Source organism: Parasphingomonas caseinilytica, assembly GCF_036663755.1.
In the GTDB taxonomy this organism is placed as follows: Bacteria; Pseudomonadota; Alphaproteobacteria; order Sphingomonadales; family Sphingomonadaceae; genus Sphingomonas.
In genome coordinates this window covers 1-15699 of sequence record NZ_JAXOJL010000005.1, presented here as the reverse complement: position 1 = coordinate 15699, position 15699 = coordinate 1, and the positions used below count along the sequence as shown (strand labels likewise).

Sequence of the window (15699 nt, the reverse complement as noted above, 5' to 3'; positions counted from 1 at the left end):
TCGGTTCCTGGCAAGTACTCGGCCATTCGAGTATTTCGGTGGCGAGGGGCGCGCGCTCGCTCGTCTGCCGGGATCGACACACTCTCTATCGTTCCCCGCACGTCCTGTGTAGACCGCGTGGCGTGAGCGAAGCGTCGGATATCATACTCGTTACCGGGGTTTCGGGGTTCGTGGGATCGGCGGTGGCCCGCGCTCTGGCTGCGCGAGGCCATCGAGTCCGCGGGCTGGTGCGGGCGTCCAGTCCGCGTGCCAATCTGGCCGATTTTCCCGGTACGCTGGTCGAGGGCGATGCGCGCGATTCCGCTGCCATGACGCGGGCGATGTCGGGGGTGCGGCACCTGTTCCACGTGGCGGCGGACTATCGCATCTGGGCGCCCGACCCGGAGGAGATCGTGCGCAACAATCTCGCCAGCACGCGCATCGTGATGGCGGCGGCGCGGGATGCCGGGGTCGAGCGGATCGTATATACCAGCAGCGTGGCGACGTTGCGTCCCGATCCCGCCGGACCCGCCGACGAGACCCGGCCCGCCACGCCCGAACAAGCGGTCGGCGCGTACAAGCGCAGCAAGGTCGTGGCGGAACGGCTGGTCGAGGCGATGATCGCCCACGGGCTGCCGGCGGTGATCGTCAACCCTTCCACGCCCATAGGCCCGCGCGACGTGCGCCCGACGCCGACCGGGCGGGTCATCGTCGAGGCAGCGAACGGGCGGATGCCGGCGTTCCTCGATAGCGGGCTGAACCTGGTCCATGTCGATGACGTGGCGGCGGGGCATGTCGCGGCGTGGGAGCGGGGGCGGATCGGCGAGCGCTACATCCTCGGCGGGCAGGACGTGAGCCTGGGCGCGATGCTGGCGGAGATCGCGGCGCGGGTCGGGCGCAAGCCGCCGACGATCACGATCCCGCGCCGTCCGCTGTTTCCCCTGGCCTATGCCAATGAGGCGCTGGCGCGAGTCACCGGCAAGGAGCCATTCCTGACGGTCGATTCGCTGCGCATGGCCAAGCATCACATGTTCTTCAGTTCGGCCAAGGCGGAGGCCGAACTCGGCTATGCAGCGCGGCCCTGGCCCGAGGCGGTGGGCGATGCGCTCGACTGGTTCCGCGCCGCCGGATCGATCGCATGATCTTTATCGGTGTCGTCACGCTGGCGATCTGGCTGGTGCTGGTGTTCGCGCGCCACGGTTTCTGGCGGACGCGCGAACGCGACACGCGGGATCTGCCGCCGATGCCTAGCCACTGGCCCGCCGTCACCGCGATCGTTCCGGCGCGCGACGAGGCGGAGGTGATCGCGGCATCGATCGGCAGCGTGCTGGCACAGGATTATCCCGGCGAGTTGCGCGTCATCCTGGTGGACGATTCGAGCAGCGACGGGACAGCGGACATCGCGCGCCGGTCGGGCGGGGCAGGGCGGTTGGAGGTCTTGACCGGTCGGCCGCTGGCGTCGGGATGGACCGGCAAGCTCTGGGCGGTTTCGCAGGGCGTGGATCACTCTCTTCTACTCCCCTCCCTGGAAGGGAGGGGGCGGGGGTGGGTCGCTCACGATGAAGCGCCGCGCCGCCCCACACCGACCCACCCCCAACCCCTCCCTTCCAGGGAGGGGAGTATTGCCGCCAAATATCTTTGGCTGACCGATGCCGATATCGCACATGCCCCCGATACGCTCGCCACGCTCGTCGCCCGGGCCGAAGCCGGCAATCTCACGCTCGTCTCCCTGATGGCGAAACTCCGCTGTACGAGCTTCGCCGAGCGCGCGTTGGTGCCGGCTTTCGTGTTCTTCTTTCAACTGCTCTACCCGTTCGGGCGCGTGAATCGTCCCGGCGGGATCGGCGCGGCGGCGGGCGGGTGCATGCTGGTGCGGCGCGAAGCTTTGGCGGCGGCGGGCGGCATCGCCGCGATCCGGAATGCGCTGATCGACGATTGCGCGATGGGTGCCGCGCTCAAGCGGCAGGGCCCGGTATGGCTCGGCCTGACCGATCGCTCGCGCAGCATCCGGGCGTACGACACCGCCGAGACGATCGCGGCGATGATCGCACGTTCGGCCTATGCGCAACTCGGCTATTCGCCTCTGCTGCTGGCCGGTACGTTATTCGGGCTGGCGCTCGTCTACGCTGCGCCGCCCGCGCTTACATTGTTCGGCCATGGCTGGGCGCGGGCGAGCGGGCTGGCCGCCTGGGCGCTGATGGCGCTCGCCTTCCAGCCGATGCTGCGTTTCTACCGGCGCTCGCCGCTCTGGGGCGTCGCGCTGCCGGGAATCGCGGCTTTCTACGCCGGCTGCACCTTGCTATCGGCGTGGCAATATCATCGTGGGCGTGGCGGAATGTGGAAAGGTCGTACACAGGCGAACGCATGACGAATGCTGCCACCGATCTCGCCTCCGGCAAGGGGCATCGCGACGAGAATTTCCCGGTCGCCAGCGTCCTGCTGAGCGCAGAACATCGCGCGCCGATCATGGCCTTCTACCGCTTCGCGCGCGCGGCCGACGATATCGCGGATCATGAAAGCGCAGCCCCGGATGAAAAGCTCGCCCGGCTGGGCCTGATGCGGGCCGGGCTGGACGGTGCCGCGAACGGGGCACCCGTGGCCCTGGCGCTGCGTGACGTCATGGCGGAGCGTGGGCTCGATTCCATCCATGCCCGCGACCTGCTCGTGGCGTTCGAACGCGACGTGACGGTGGATCGCTGTGCCGATTGGGCCGCATTGATCGACTATTGCCGCTATTCGGCGATGCCGGTCGGGCGCTTCGTGCTCGACGTGCATGGCGAGGATCGCGCCATCTGGGCGGCCAACGATGCGCTGTGCGCGGCGTTGCAGATCGTCAATCACCTGCAGGATTGCGGGAAGGATTACCGCACGATCCGCCGCGTCTATCTGCCGCTCGACACGCTGGCCGAACATGGAGCGCGCGTGGAGGATCTGGCGGGGACCCACGCGACATCGGCCTTGCGCAGCGCCATCGTCGAACTGGCGGGGCGCACGCGCGGGTTGCTCGCGCAATCCGCGCCGTTCGCGCGCCTCATTCGCGATCGCAAGCTCGCCGCCGAGGTCGCGGTGATCCAGCGTTTGGCGGAAAGTCTCGTCGAGCGGCTCGAACAGCGCGATCCGCTGAGCGAGCGCGTGCATCACGGCAAGGCGGAGGCCGCGTTCATCGCCGCCCGGGCTGCTTTGCCCGTCCTGTTCCGGCGCGCGGCATGAACCCGGATTCCACCCCCGGCGCGTTGCAGAAGCAGGTTTCGGGCAGTTCGTTCTACGCCGGCATGCGCGTGCTGCCCAAGGCCGAGCGCGAGGCGATGTATGCTATCTACGGCTTCTGCCGGCTGGTCGACGACATTGCCGACGACGAACAGGGCAATCGCGCGGAACGCGCCGCCGCGCTCGACGTCTGGCGGCGTGATATCGCCTCGCTCTATGCCGGCGGCGATCCAGGGCAGGCGCAATTGGTGGCGGAGGCGGTGCGCCGGTTCGGGTTGCGGCAGGAGGATTTCCTCGCCGTGATCGACGGCATGGCGATGGACGTGGCGGGCGATATCCGCTGGCCGCCGCTCACCGAACTCGATCTGTATTGCGACCGGGTGGCTTCGGCGGTCGGGCGGCTGTCGGTGCGGGTGTTCGGGATGGACGAGGCACCGGGGATCGACCTTGCCTTCCATCTCGGCCGCGCGCTGCAACTGACCAACATCCTGCGCGATCTGGATGAGGATGCCGCGATTGGTCGCGTCTATCTGCCGGCCGAGGCTATCCTCGCGGCGGGCATCACCCTCACCACGCCGACAGAGGTGGTCGGCGATCCGCGCATCGACGCCGCTGCCCGGCAGGTCGCGGCGATCGCGCACGAGCATTACGCCAAGGCGCATGCGATTCTCGCTACGCGGCCGCGCGGGCATTTGCTCGCGCCGCGCCTGATGGAGGCGGTGTACGCCAAGGTGCTGGCGCGGACCGAGGCGATCGGCTGGGCACCGCCGCGCACGCGCGTGAAGATGTCCAAGCCGGAATTGCTGTGGACCGTTGTGCGTCTCGGCCTGACGCGTTGAGCTTCACGCGGGCGACGATTGCCGGGGCGGGGCTGGCGGGGCTGTCCGCCGCCGTTGCGCTCCGGCAGGCCGGGCTGGCGGTGCGGATCGCGGATTCGGCGGCGCAGGCCGGGGGGCGGTGCCGGTCCTATTTCGATCCGCAGCTTGGCCAGACGATCGACAATGGCAACCACCTCGTTCTGTCGGGCAATCGGGCCGTGGCTCGGTTTCGCTCGGCGGTGGGAGCAGACGCGCCGCTCGCCGGGCCGGAGCAGGCCGACTTCGCGTTTTGCGATATCGCCAGCGGCGCGCGCTGGACGGTGCGGATCAACGACGGGCGCGTGCCGTGGTGGGTACTGGACAAGAACCGCCGCGTGCCGGGCAGCGGACTGATCGATTATCTGCCGATCCTGCGCCTGCTGCTTGCGCGCAAGGGGCGGGTGGACGAGCATTTCACCACGATCGGCCCGGTCTGGGATCGGCTGCTCGAACCGGTGCTGCTTGCCGTGCTCAACACCGCCGCCGGCGAGGGATCGGCGCTGCTGACCCGCAACGTCCTGCGCGAGACGGTGGCCGAGGGCGGCGAGGCGATGCGCCCGCTGATCGCCGAGCCGACCTTGGCGGCGGCCTTCGTCGATCCGGCTTTGGGCTGGCTGGCGGGGCGGGGCGCGCCGGTGGAATTGGGGCGACGCCTGCGCGCGATCGGGTTCGAAGGCGATCGCGCGATCAGCCTCGATTGGGGCGCGGGTCCGGAGCTAATCGCGTCGGACGAGGCCGTCATCCTCGCCGTGCCGCCCTGGGTCGCCACCGCTCTGGTCCCCGATCTCGAAGCACCGGATGATTTCCGCGCCATCGTCAACGGCCATTTCGCCTTCCCCGCACCTGCCGGAGCGCTACAGATGCTCGGGTTGATCGGCGCGACGGCGGAATGGGTGTTCACCTTTCCCGATCGCCTGTCGGTTACGGTCAGCGCCGCCGACGCATTGGTGGATCGCGACCGGGAGGACCTCGCCCGCACCTTTTGGACCGATATCTGCACCGCGCTGAAGATCGATGCGCCGATGCCCGCCTGGCAGATCGTGAAGGAAAAGCGCGCCACTTTCGCCGCGACACCTGATCAGGACGCCAAGCGCCCGCCTGCCACGACGCGCTGGCGAAACCTGTTCCTGGCCGGCGACTGGACGCAGACCGGCCTTCCCGCGACGATCGAGGGCGCGCTGCGATCCGGCGAAACCGCTGCGCGCTTGGTGATCGGCGGGCGGGCAGGGTAACAGGCCCCATGCACGCGCCGCTCGACCCCATGACGACACTCGACCGATCGATCGATCGGGCCATCACCGCTTTGGCGCACGCGCAGCAACCGGACGGGCATTGGGTGTTCGAGCTGGAAGCCGATGCCACCATTCCGGCGGAATATGTCCTGTTGCGACATTATCTCGGCGAGGCCGTGGATGCCGTGATCGAGGCCAAGATCGGGCGTTATCTCCGCCGTATCCAGTCGGCCGAGCATCACGGCTGGGGCCTGTTCCATGGCGGCGCGTTCGATATCAGCGCCAGCGTGAAGGCTTATTATGCGCTGAAGATGATCGGCGACCCGGTGGATGCGCCGCACATGGCCCGCGCCCGTGCCGCGATCCTCGCCGAGGGCGGTGCGGCGGCGAGCAACGTGTTCACGCGCATCCAGCTTGCGCTGTTCGGTGCCGGCCCCTGGGCGACGGTGCCGACGATGCCGCCGGAGCTGATCCTGCTGCCGCGCTGGTTCCCGATCCACCTGTCGAAGATGTCCTATTGGGCACGCACGGTGGTGGTGCCGTTGCTCGTGCTTTGCGCGGTCCAGCCGGTGGCGCGCAACGCGCTCGGCGTGAAGGTCGACGAACTCTATACCGGCGAGAAGGTGCGCGCGGGGAGTAAGGCAGCGGACCCGAAATGGCTTTGGACCAAAGGATTCAACGCGCTCGACCGGGTGTTGAAGGCGGGTAACGGACTGTGGCCGAGGGCGCTCCGCCAGCGTGCGATCGATACTTGCGTCGGCTGGGTCGGCGAGCGGCTGAATGGTGTGGATGGGCTGGGTGCGATCTACCCGGCGATGGCCAACAGCGTGATGATGTTCGATTGCCTCGGCATCGGCGCGGACGATCCGCGCCGGGCCATCGCGCGGGAATCGGTCGAGCGGTTGCTGGTGGTCGGGGAAGACGAGGCCTATTGCCAGCCCTGCGTCTCGCCGGTGTGGGATACGGCGCTGGCCGCCCATGCGATGCTGGAGGCGGGCGGTGAGAGCGAGCAGCTGGCCGATCGCGCGCTGGAATGGCTGAAGCCGCGCCAGGTGCTGGAGGTGGCAGGCGATTGGGCGGAGGAGCGGCCCGGCTTGCGGCCCGGCGGCTGGGCGTTCCAGTATAACAACGATCATTACCCCGATCTCGACGACACTGCCGTGGTGGTGATGGCGATGGACCGCGCGCGGGGACGCACCGGCGATTACGACGCGGCGATCGATCGCGGCGTGGAGTGGACCGTCGGCCTGCAATCGAAGGACGGCGGCTGGGGCGCGTTCGATGCCGACAACGCCTATACCTACCTCAACAATCTGCCGTTTGCCGATCATGGCGCGTTGCTCGATCCGCCGACCGCCGACGTCACCGCGCGCTGCGTCTCGATGCTGGCGCAACTCGGCGAGCGTGACAGCCCCCGCATGAAGGCCGCACTGGCGTGGCTGGAGCGCGAGCAGAAGCCGGACGGTAGCTGGTTCGGGCGCTGGGGCGTGAATTACGTCTACGGCACCTGGTCAGTATTGTGCGCGCTCAACGCGGCGGGCCTGCCGCCGGAGCATCCGATGGTTTCCAAGGCTGTCGGGTGGCTGAAGGCGATCCAGAATTCGGACGGCGGCTGGGGCGAGGATTGCGACAGCTATGCGCTCGATCGCACCGGCCATGCGCCCGCGCCCTCCACCGCGTCGCAGACCGGTTGGGCGCTGCTGGGCCTGATGGCGGCGGGCGAAGTCGATGCGGACGCCGTGGCGCGCGGCGTGAAGTGGCTGGCCGAGCATCAGCAGGACGATGGGCTGTGGGGGCAGGAGATGTATACCGGAGGCGGTTTCCCGCGCGTGTTCTACCTGCGCTATCACGGCTATCCGAAATATTTCCCGCTCTGGGCGATGGCGCGCTATCGCAACCTCAAGCGGTCCAATTCGACACGCGTGGAGTATGGCATGTGAGTCACGTCGTCGTCGCCACCGGGTTCAATCGCGAGGTCGCCACGCTACGCCAGTCGGGCATCGTCGTCGTCGCTGGCGGCGGCGATCCGGTGGGGTTGCGCGCGAAGATCGAGGCGGCGGCGGCTGGCGCGGCGGGCATCCTGAGCTACGGCATGACCGGGGCACTGGCCGATGGGCTGGCGATCGGCGACTGGGTGGTCGGGGATCGGCTGTCCGGCGCGATCGATGTGGAGTGCGACCCCGACTGGGCGGCAGCCTTGCACGCACGGCTGCCCGGCGCGCGGATCGGCGGGTTCTTCGCCGATGGCCGGATGATCTACAGCGTCGCCGAGAAACTGGCGCTGGGTGTCAGTCACAACGCGCTGGCGGTCGATATGGAGAGCCATGTCGCCGCCGCCGTCGCTGTCGAGCGCGGACTGCCGTTTGCGATCGTGCGCTGCATTTCGGACGGCGCGCAGCACATGCTGCCCCACGCGATCACCGTGTCGATGCGCCCCGATGGCGGGGTGGACGCGAAGGCGATGCTCCGATCGCTCGCCGCCCGGCCGGGTCAGGCGGCGGACATCGCCCGCACCACCGCAGGTTTCGCCAAGGCGATGCGCGAATTGAAGCGGGGCGCGATCAGCATCGGCCCGCGCATGGCGCTGCCCCGCTAGGCAGCGTTCGCCCGAGGCCTTATTTCTTGGCCGGCGGCGGGGCGGGATTGGCCTTCTGGATTTCCAGCGCGACGCCCTGCATCATGCGCTGGTTCTCCTGCAGATACTTGGCGCAGGCGGTCATCACCGGCCCGCTATTATCCTTGTTGAGACCCTTGGCCTGCGCGACGATCTGCGCCTTGATTTGGGCGGGCGACATGCGCGCGCTGACGCGGCCGGAGAAATACAGCCCGGTCGCCTGCGCAACGGCCTTCTTCTTCACGTCCGGCTCGACCCGCGAGAACACGTTCGAGACGAGGATACAGCGCACGTCCGACGCGGCGTCCTGCGCGGATGCCGGGGTGGCGAACGCCAGGCCGAGGCTCAGCGCCAGCGACGATACGATATAGGTCCGCAAATCGGTAATCCTCAAAAAAAACGGGACGATCACGCCGCGCGCTGTACCCGCTTGAACCCTTCCGGGTCTGCCGCCTTGATCTTCGCCAGTTCGGCTTCGACATGAGTCGAATGCACGTCCTCGGCGCGGCGCTGGTTCGAGATGTCGATATCGGGGGCCATCGGGCCATCGGTGCGCACACCCTTGCGACCGATCTGGAACATCTTGAGCGGATGGCGGATCGAATCCGTCGCGGCGGTGCCCTCGAACCCGCAATGGACCATGCAATCGGCGCACTTTTCGTACTTGCCGACGCCGTATTGGTCCCATTCCGTGCCTTCCATCAGCTCGGCAAAGCTCTGCACATAGCCTTCGCCGACGAGGTAGCACGGCTTCTGCCAGCCGAAGACGGTTTTCAGCGGCATCGACCAAGGCGTGCATTCGTAGGTCTGGTTGCCGGCGAGGAAATCGAGAAACAGCGGGGAATTGGTGAAGCTCCACGCTTTGCCGCCGTCGCCCTTGGCGAACACGTCGCGGAAGAATTGCTTGGTTCGCGTGCGGTTGAAGAAATGCTCCTGGTCGGCGGCGCGCTCATAGGCATAGCCCGGCGAGATCGTAATCTCGACGCCATGTTCTTCCATCGTGTCGAAGAACGCGGCGAGCCGATCCGAACTCGCGCCGTCGAACACCGTGCAATTGACCTGAACGCGGAAGCCCTTGGCCTTGGCCAGCTCGATCGCCTCGATCGCCACCTCGTAGGTGCCGTCCTGATCGACGGCATGGTCGTGCATGCCCTTGTCGCCATCGAGATGGATCGACCAGGTAAAGAATGGCGACGGCTTATACTGGTCGATCTTCTTCTTCATCAGCAATGCGTTTGTGCACAGGATGACAAACTTCTTCTTGGCGATATAGCCCTTGACGATCTTCGGCATGTCGCGGTGGAGCAAAGGCTCGCCGCCGGCGATCGACACGGCGGGCGCGCCGCATTCGTCGATCGCATCCATGCACTGGTCGTAGCTCAGCCGCTGGTTGAGGATCGCATCCGGGTAATCGATCTTGCCGCAGCCGGGGCAGGCCAGATTGCAGCGCAACAGCGGCTCGAGCATCAGCACCAGCGGGTATTTGCCGCCCTTGATATGGTTCTTGAGCGTGTAGGCACCGATACGCACCAATGGAGCCAAGGGGAGGGTCATGCTTGTTGTCCTACGGCGCGCGCTTCGCGCATCTTCTGGGGCCGCAATTCGGGCGGCAGGCTGAATTCGACATTCTCTTCTACGCCATCCAGTTGCGAAACGCGAACCTGGCGGAAGGTGGAGAGCGCGGCGATGACGCTGTCGACCAGTTCGTCCGGGGCCGACGCGCCGGCGGTGATGCCGACCGCAGTGACGCCTTCCAGCCACGCCGGATCGACTTCGCTGCCATCGGCGACCAGATAGCTGGGCAGGCCCATCTCCACGCCGATCTCGCGCAGGCGGCTGGAATTGGAGCTGTTCGATGCACCGACTACGATCAGCAGATCGCTGACCCGCGCCAGATCGCGCACCGCCGTCTGGCGGTTTTGCGTGGCGTAGCAGATCTCGGACACGTCGGGGCCGATCACGTCCTTGAACCGGTCATTCAGCGCCGCGATGACGCTGCGGGTGTCGTCAACGCTCAGCGTCGTCTGCGTAACATAGGCGATCGGCGTCTCGAGCGCGAGCGGCAGCGCCATGACGTCGGCCACCGTGGAGACGAGATGGATCGGCGCATCCACCTGTCCCATCGTGCCCTCGACCTCGGCATGGCCTTCATGCCCGATCAGCACCAAAGTGCGATTCGATTTGGCGTAGCGCCGGCCCTGGATGTGCACCTTGGTGACGAGCGGGCAGGTGGCGTCGATCACCGGCAGGCCGCGCTCCGCCGCCTCGGTTTCGACCGCGCGCGCCACGCCGTGCGCGCTGAAGATGGTCAGCGCACCGGACGGAATTTCCGACAGTTCGTCGACGAAGATCGCCCCCTTGCGGCGCAGCTTGTCCACGACGTGCCGGTTATGCACGATCTCGTGCCGGACATAGACCGGGGCCTGCTCCCGCTCCAGCGCGCGCTCCACGATGTCGATCGCCCGCACCACGCCGGCACAGAAACCGCGCGGCTTGGCCAGGATGATCTGCAAAATGTCGTCCGCGCCGTGGCCGGTCGCATTGCCAAGTGTATTGGTCGTCCGTTCGTGCAAGTCGAGCACCCTTCCGTCGTGTCCAAACCGGCTGATGCCGCATTGATATGCCCAGATTATGGCAAGTCGGACACGAAACGCCAACCTCATGGCATGACAATTTTTTGCATTGCAGCAACATGTGGTTATTTGCCGTCGCACAGGCTGGACCATGATTGGGGTGGCCCGTATGGGGGGGAAGACTAGAGGAGCTGTGTAAAATGCGTCATCTTTTCATCTTCATGGCCGCATTGGCCGGCCCGGTCGTCGCACCTGCAATTGCGTCGGCTCATGTGGCCGACCCTGCGCAAGGCACGATCAAGGCGCTCGACGACGGGCTGATCGCGATCATGAAGGCAGGTAAGGCGGCGGGCACGAAAGGCCGTGCCGCGACGATCGGCCCCGTGATCGACCGCGCTTACGATCTGCCGTTGATGACTCGCCTGTCGATCGGATCGTCCTGGACGACGATCAAGCCGGCCGATCAGGCGGCGCTCACCGCCGCGTTCCGGCGCATGACGATCGGCCAGTACGCCACCAATTTCAACGATTTCTCCGGCCAGTCCTTCACGATCGATCCCAAGGTCGATGTGCGCGGCGGCGACCGGCTGGTGCGCACGACGCTGAACGATCCGAAAGGCGAGAAGGTCGCGATCTCGTATCGCCTGCGCAATTCGGGTGGTGCATGGAAGATCATCGACGTCTTCTATCGCAATGCGATCAGCCAGCTGGCGATCCGGCGGTCCGATTTCGCCGGCGTGCTGCAATCGGGTGGTGCGAAGGCGCTGGTCGCGCATCTCGATGCCCTGTCGTCCAAATCCGAGTCGGCGAAGGCCGGCGGTTGACGCTTTCGGCGTTGATCCCCGCGCTGTTGCTGGTCGCCACACCGGCGACCGACGATGCGCGCCCGGCGGTGACGGCCGATATCGCGCAGGACGCAAAGCCTGCCGAGTCGACGCCAGCCGTGCCAGCTGCACCCGTTGGCGACGGTGCCGTGCCGACGGCCCCGCCCGAACCCTCGGTTGCCGCTTCGCATCACGCCAAGGGCGATCCGCTGGAAGGTTTCAACCGTGGCATGTTCGGCATCCACCAGAAGTTCGATAAGGCGATCTTCCGGCCTGCCGGCATGGGCTACAAGACAATCGTGCCCAAGCCGGTGCGCGGCGGTCTGCGGCATTTTTTCAGCAACCTGGGCGAGCCGATCGTCTTCCTGAACTATCTGCTGCAGTTGAAGCCGGGCAAAGCGATCGAAACGCTGGCGCGTTTCTCGATCAATTCCACGCTCGGGCTTGGCGGTGTGCTGGACATCGCGAAACTGCCGGGCGTCAGCCTGCCGCATCGCGACAATGGTTTGGGCAACACGCTGGGCTATTACGGCGTGAAGCCGGGTCCGTACCTGTTCCTGCCGCTGGTCGGGCCGAGCAGTCTGCGCGATTTCCTGGGCGGGCAGGTGGATGGTGTCGTGCTGCCGCTGGCGGTCGGCAAGCCCTTCGACCGGCTGGAATATCAGGTGCCGAGGGCTGTCATCACCGGCCTCGATCTGCGCGCCGAATCCGACGACGAACTGAAGGCGCTGTTCGACGGCGCGGTCGACCCCTACGCCACGCTACGCTCGGCCTATCAGCAGAGCCGGCAAGGCGAGATCGACGCGTTGCACGGCAAAGCGAGCGCTGCGGGGCCGGCCGAATTGGGCGACGATCTCGCCGATCCGGCGGCCGGGCAGGGCGCCAAGCCTGCCACGCCGGAACTGTCCGATCCGATGACCGATCCGGCGGCTCCGCCTGCGACCGATGCGCCAAAGCCCGAAGCTGCGCCGGAGGAATTGTCGGATCCGCTAGCCGACCCGGCTCAGCCCGCGCCTAAACCCTGACCACCTTGTTCTGAGGTGCCTTCCCCACCGTTCGCCCTGAGCTTGTCGAAGGGCGTGTTCGGGGCACGTGCTTCGACAAGCTCAGGGCGAACGGTGGGGGGCGGTGCGGTGTCGGATCACCGCCGCTTGGCTGGCGGCCCGAGCAATGCGGGCTCGAAAATCAGCGCGCACACCAATGTCCATGCCAGCGAGATCATCAGGATCTTCCCCATGCTGGCGGTGCCCGGGTGGTGCGACAACCACAGGCTGCCGAACGCGGTGCCCGTCGCCAGCGCGCTGAACAGCACGGCGCGCGCGAGGCTCGATTGCAGCAAGTCGGTCGCGCCGCCGCGCCACGCCATCACGAAATAGATGTGGAACGCCACGCCGACCCCGAACAATAGCGGCAGGGCGATGATGTTTGCGAAGTTGATCGGCTGGCCGATGACGACGCAGGTGCCGAGCGTCAGGAAGATCGACAGGATCACCGGCGCGAGCGTGAACGCGACTTCGCGCACGTCGCGCAGCACCGCGAACAGCAACAGGCTGACCAGCACGAAGGCGATCACCCCGGCCTGCACGAACGCGCCCGCGATCGTCGCCGCCGCCGCCTGAGTCGCGACCGGCAGGCCGGAGACGTTCGGCGTCACCGTGCCGACCGCCGCGCGGAAACGCTTCATCACGACATTGTCGTTGGCATCGCCCGAGGGGAAGACCTCCAGCCGATAGCGTCCGTCCGGCGTCCGCCAGTCGCGCGCCATGTCGGCGGGCAGGGCGGCGAGCGTCACCGGCTCGGCCTGCAACAGGTTGCGGATCTGGTCGAGCATCGTGCCGAGCGGCTGGCCGAGCATCGCCTCGATCTTCAGGCGCTGCTCGGACGTGCCGTGTGAAAGTCGCCCGAACGCGGCGGACAGCGCGCGGGCCTCGGTCGCTCCCGGCCCCGGATGGGTCGCTGCCGCCTGCGCGAGCCGCGCCGATAACGTGGTCAGCGCCTGCACCCGCGCGGCATCATCCGGCGCTGGCGCGATATCGAACGGGTTGATCGTGACGTCGAGTAGCAGTGCCGCGTCGGAGATCGCGGCGAGCTTCGGTGCCTGGTCCTCGGGCACGAAGCTGTCGAGCGACACGATTTGCTTCACCTCGGGCAGGGCGGACAGCCGCTTCGCCAGTGCGGTCGCCGCCGCTTTTTCGGGTGCCAGCACGCCGATCGTGTTCGGCGTTCGGTCCGGATCGCGCGTCAGGTCGGTCAGCGTGCGCATCGCCGGGCTGGCCGGATCGCGCAGGTCGAGCGGGTTGAAGTCGAATGACACCCATGGCAGCAGCGCGATGCTGAGCGCCATCGACCCTGCGAATGCCCACAAAACCGTACGCCGCCGCCGTTCCAGCCAGCGATCCACCGGCGCCATCGCGGCGAATCCGACCTCGCGACGCGGCGCGCCCGGCCGTAGCAGCATGACGAGCGCCGGTAGCAGGGTGACGCTGAACGCCAGCGCGATCGCCATCCCGATCCCGGCAATCACGCCCAGTTCCGCGATGCCGATATAGGCGGTGGGCAGGAACGCCCCGAAGCCGAGGAACACCGCTCCCGCCGCCAGTAACAGCGGCACGCCCAAGGCCGCCGCCGCGCGCTGCAACGCCTCGCCGAGGGCGGCCCCCTCGGCCTGCTCGGCATTGAAACGCACGCAAATCTGCACGCCGAAATCCACGCCCAGCCCGACGAACAGCGGAATGAACGCGATCGAGATAAGGTTCAGCCGCCCCACCGCCACCAGCCCCGCCGCCAGCGTCACGATCAGGCCGATGACGATCGTCGCCATGATCGCCGCGACCAGCTTCACCGATCGCGTCGCCAGCCACAGGGTCAGCAGCATCGCCGCGAGCATCACGCATGCGACCAGCCCGATATTGTCCTGTAAGGTGGCGAATTCCTCGTCGGACAATGGCACGTCGCCGGTCAGTCGCACGGTCACGCCATGCGCTTCGTCCAGTGCGAGCGCCTTGGCGGTGGCATGCACCGCCGCGCTCGCATCCTCGCCCGGCATCAGCGATCCGTAATCGAGTACCGGTCGCACCAGGATCAACCGGCGCGTCGGTGCGGCCAGGCTCGATCCGTCGGCCGCGAACAGGGTTTGCCAGGAAAAGAAGGTCGGCTTGCCGGCGAGCGACGAATCGGTCGCCTTGGCCAGCGCCTGCATTGGCGCTCGGATGTCGGTGAGGCTGGCCTGGTCCGCATCCACCCCGTCGAGCATCGTGGTCACCGCGCCAGCGACCCCGCGCAAGGACGGATCGGCGGCGAGCGGGCCGAGTAGCGGCTGTGCCTTCACCAGCGCCGCAACCGTCTGGCGCACCTCCGCCTCGGAACCGAACAGCAGGCCCTCGCGCGCCAGAAAATCGCCGCCATCGGGGCGGCGCACGGCGCGGAAGTGCTTCGGGTCGGCGGCGAATCGTGCGGCCAGCTTCGCCGCGCCATCCTCGGCCAGTTCGGGTGTCTTCCCGTCGACCACCACCACCATCGCATCGCGCAATTGGGGAAAGGCGTCGTCCATCGCGCGCTCGTGCTGCCGCCAGTCGACATCGGGCGAGATCAGTTCGGCAGTGTCGGTGGTCATCGCGAAATGCGATGCGGTGAACAGCAACGCGCCCGCCGCCACGACCAACGCGATGAGCAGCGTGATCCACGGCCGGACGATGCTCGCCGCGACGGCGCGCGGAACGATTCCGCCGAGCTTCACTTCGTCGCCGGGCCAGACGCCCCGAGGAAATAGCGCATGTTGAGCGCGATCGTCTGCTCGCTACCGTTGAATGCGAACACCGCCGCGGCCCATTTCGGCGGGCTCAGCCGGATCGGTGCGTCGTTGGAGAAGCCGACGCCCTCCTTGGGAATGCCGAACAGGGCGCGATCGACTTTCTTGTTCGAATTTTCGTCGTGAAACGCCTGCACCGCATAGCGTCCGGCGGGAATGTTGTGCGCGACGACGATCGTCGTCCCGCTGCGCGCCGGCGCGTTGGCGACATAGGGGCAATCGTCCTTAAGGAAATACGGCTCCGGGCAGATGTCGATATGCATGATGCCCTTGTCGTTGCGCACGTTCCCGACTCGCACGGTGAGCGTGCCGAGCGGGGCGGGGGTGGCACCGATGCAAATGAGGGCGATGGCCGCCAACCCACCCGCCATCGCCGGCCGCTTCATGCAGACGCCCCGACCACCCCTGTGGCATTGTGTCGGAGTGCGGTGAGGACGGTTTCGATGATGGCGTCGGCGTCGAGCTTGGCGGCGGCGTATTGCAGTTCGGGCTTGTCCTGATCCTGGAACGCGTCGGGCAGGCGCATCGTTCGCAGCTTGAGCCCGCCGTCGATCAGTCCCTCGTCCGAGGCCAGTGTGAGGACATGCGCGCCGAGGCCACCGACG

At 67.1% G+C, this 15699-nt stretch carries 14 protein-coding genes and 1 pseudogene; 9 read left to right on the top strand and 6 right to left on the bottom strand.

Annotation, left to right across the window (positions count from 1 at the left end; all coding sequences use genetic code 11):
- Positions 1-122: 122 nt before the first annotated feature.
- From hpnA to U1738_RS11620, 7 genes are read left to right on the top strand one after another with little or no spacing between them, the layout of a single operon-like run.
- Positions 123-1121 (top strand): hopanoid-associated sugar epimerase, encoded by a 999-nt coding sequence (gene hpnA / locus U1738_RS11650; protein ID WP_332789227.1) that lies wholly within the window; start codon positions 123-125, stop codon positions 1119-1121.
- Positions 1118-2347 (top strand): glycosyltransferase, encoded by a 1230-nt coding sequence (locus U1738_RS11645; RefSeq protein WP_332789226.1) that lies wholly within the window; start codon positions 1118-1120, stop codon positions 2345-2347. Before hpnA ends, U1738_RS11645 begins: the two co-directional genes overlap by 4 nt.
- On the top strand, positions 2344-3189 hold the full coding sequence (gene hpnC / locus U1738_RS11640) for a squalene synthase HpnC (RefSeq protein WP_332789225.1): 846 nt from the start codon (positions 2344-2346) through the stop codon (positions 3187-3189). The genes U1738_RS11645 and hpnC overlap by 4 nt, the downstream gene beginning before the upstream one ends.
- The gene (gene hpnD, locus U1738_RS11635) at positions 3186-4025 is read left to right on the top strand and encodes a presqualene diphosphate synthase HpnD (RefSeq protein ID WP_332789224.1); all 840 of its coding nucleotides are present in this window, start codon (positions 3186-3188) and stop codon (positions 4023-4025) included. The genes hpnC and hpnD overlap by 4 nt, the downstream gene beginning before the upstream one ends.
- Positions 4022-5275, top strand: coding sequence for a hydroxysqualene dehydroxylase HpnE (gene hpnE, locus U1738_RS11630; protein ID WP_332789223.1), 1254 nt, complete (start codon positions 4022-4024; stop codon positions 5273-5275). Before hpnD ends, hpnE begins: the two co-directional genes overlap by 4 nt.
- A gap of 8 nt (positions 5276-5283) precedes the next feature.
- Positions 5284-7215, top strand: coding sequence for a squalene--hopene cyclase (shc, locus tag U1738_RS11625; RefSeq protein ID WP_332789222.1), 1932 nt, complete (start codon positions 5284-5286; stop codon positions 7213-7215).
- Positions 7212-7871 (top strand): phosphorylase family protein, encoded by a 660-nt coding sequence (locus tag U1738_RS11620; protein ID WP_332789221.1) that lies wholly within the window; start codon positions 7212-7214, stop codon positions 7869-7871. Before shc ends, U1738_RS11620 begins: the two co-directional genes overlap by 4 nt.
- A 19-nt stretch (positions 7872-7890) precedes the next feature.
- Here the strand turns inward: U1738_RS11620 and U1738_RS11615 are convergent, their stop codons facing one another.
- From U1738_RS11615 to ispH, 3 genes are read right to left on the bottom strand one after another with little or no spacing between them, the layout of a single operon-like run.
- Complete coding sequence (locus U1738_RS11615) at positions 7891-8268, bottom strand: hypothetical protein (protein ID WP_332789220.1); 378 nt, start codon at positions 8266-8268, stop codon at positions 7891-7893.
- A 29-nt stretch (positions 8269-8297) separates the two neighbouring features.
- Positions 8298-9443: an adenosyl-hopene transferase HpnH gene (hpnH, locus tag U1738_RS11610; protein WP_332789219.1), complete on the bottom strand. Its 1146-nt coding sequence runs from the start codon at positions 9441-9443 to the stop codon at positions 8298-8300.
- Positions 9440-10405, bottom strand: a complete 966-nt coding sequence (ispH, locus tag U1738_RS11605) for a 4-hydroxy-3-methylbut-2-enyl diphosphate reductase (RefSeq protein WP_443027018.1) — start codon at positions 10403-10405, stop codon at positions 9440-9442. Before ispH ends, hpnH begins: the two co-directional genes overlap by 4 nt.
- Before the next feature lie 257 nt (positions 10406-10662).
- Between ispH and U1738_RS11600 the strand changes: the two genes are divergently transcribed.
- Positions 10663-11286 (top strand): ABC transporter substrate-binding protein, encoded by a 624-nt coding sequence (locus U1738_RS11600; RefSeq protein WP_332789218.1) that lies wholly within the window; start codon positions 10663-10665, stop codon positions 11284-11286.
- A complete protein-coding gene (locus U1738_RS11595; RefSeq protein WP_332789217.1) occupies positions 11283-12311 on the top strand; it encodes an MlaA family lipoprotein in 1029 nt (342 codons plus the stop codon). Before U1738_RS11600 ends, U1738_RS11595 begins: the two co-directional genes overlap by 4 nt.
- 116 nt (positions 12312-12427) lie before the next feature.
- Here U1738_RS11595 and hpnN read toward each other — a convergent pair whose 3' ends face one another.
- From hpnN to U1738_RS11580, 3 genes and pseudogenes are all read right to left on the bottom strand, one after another.
- Positions 12428-15022: a hopanoid transporter HpnN gene (gene hpnN, locus U1738_RS11590; protein ID WP_332789216.1), complete on the bottom strand. Its 2595-nt coding sequence runs from the start codon at positions 15020-15022 to the stop codon at positions 12428-12430.
- Positions 15019-15480: a DUF2141 domain-containing protein gene (locus tag U1738_RS11585; protein WP_332789215.1), complete on the bottom strand. Its 462-nt coding sequence runs from the start codon at positions 15478-15480 to the stop codon at positions 15019-15021. Before U1738_RS11585 ends, hpnN begins: the two co-directional genes overlap by 4 nt.
- Positions 15477-15699 (bottom strand): annotated as a pseudogene (locus U1738_RS11580) (1-deoxy-D-xylulose-5-phosphate synthase); the annotation flags it as partial. The pseudogene U1738_RS11580 and the gene U1738_RS11585, both read right to left, overlap by 4 nt.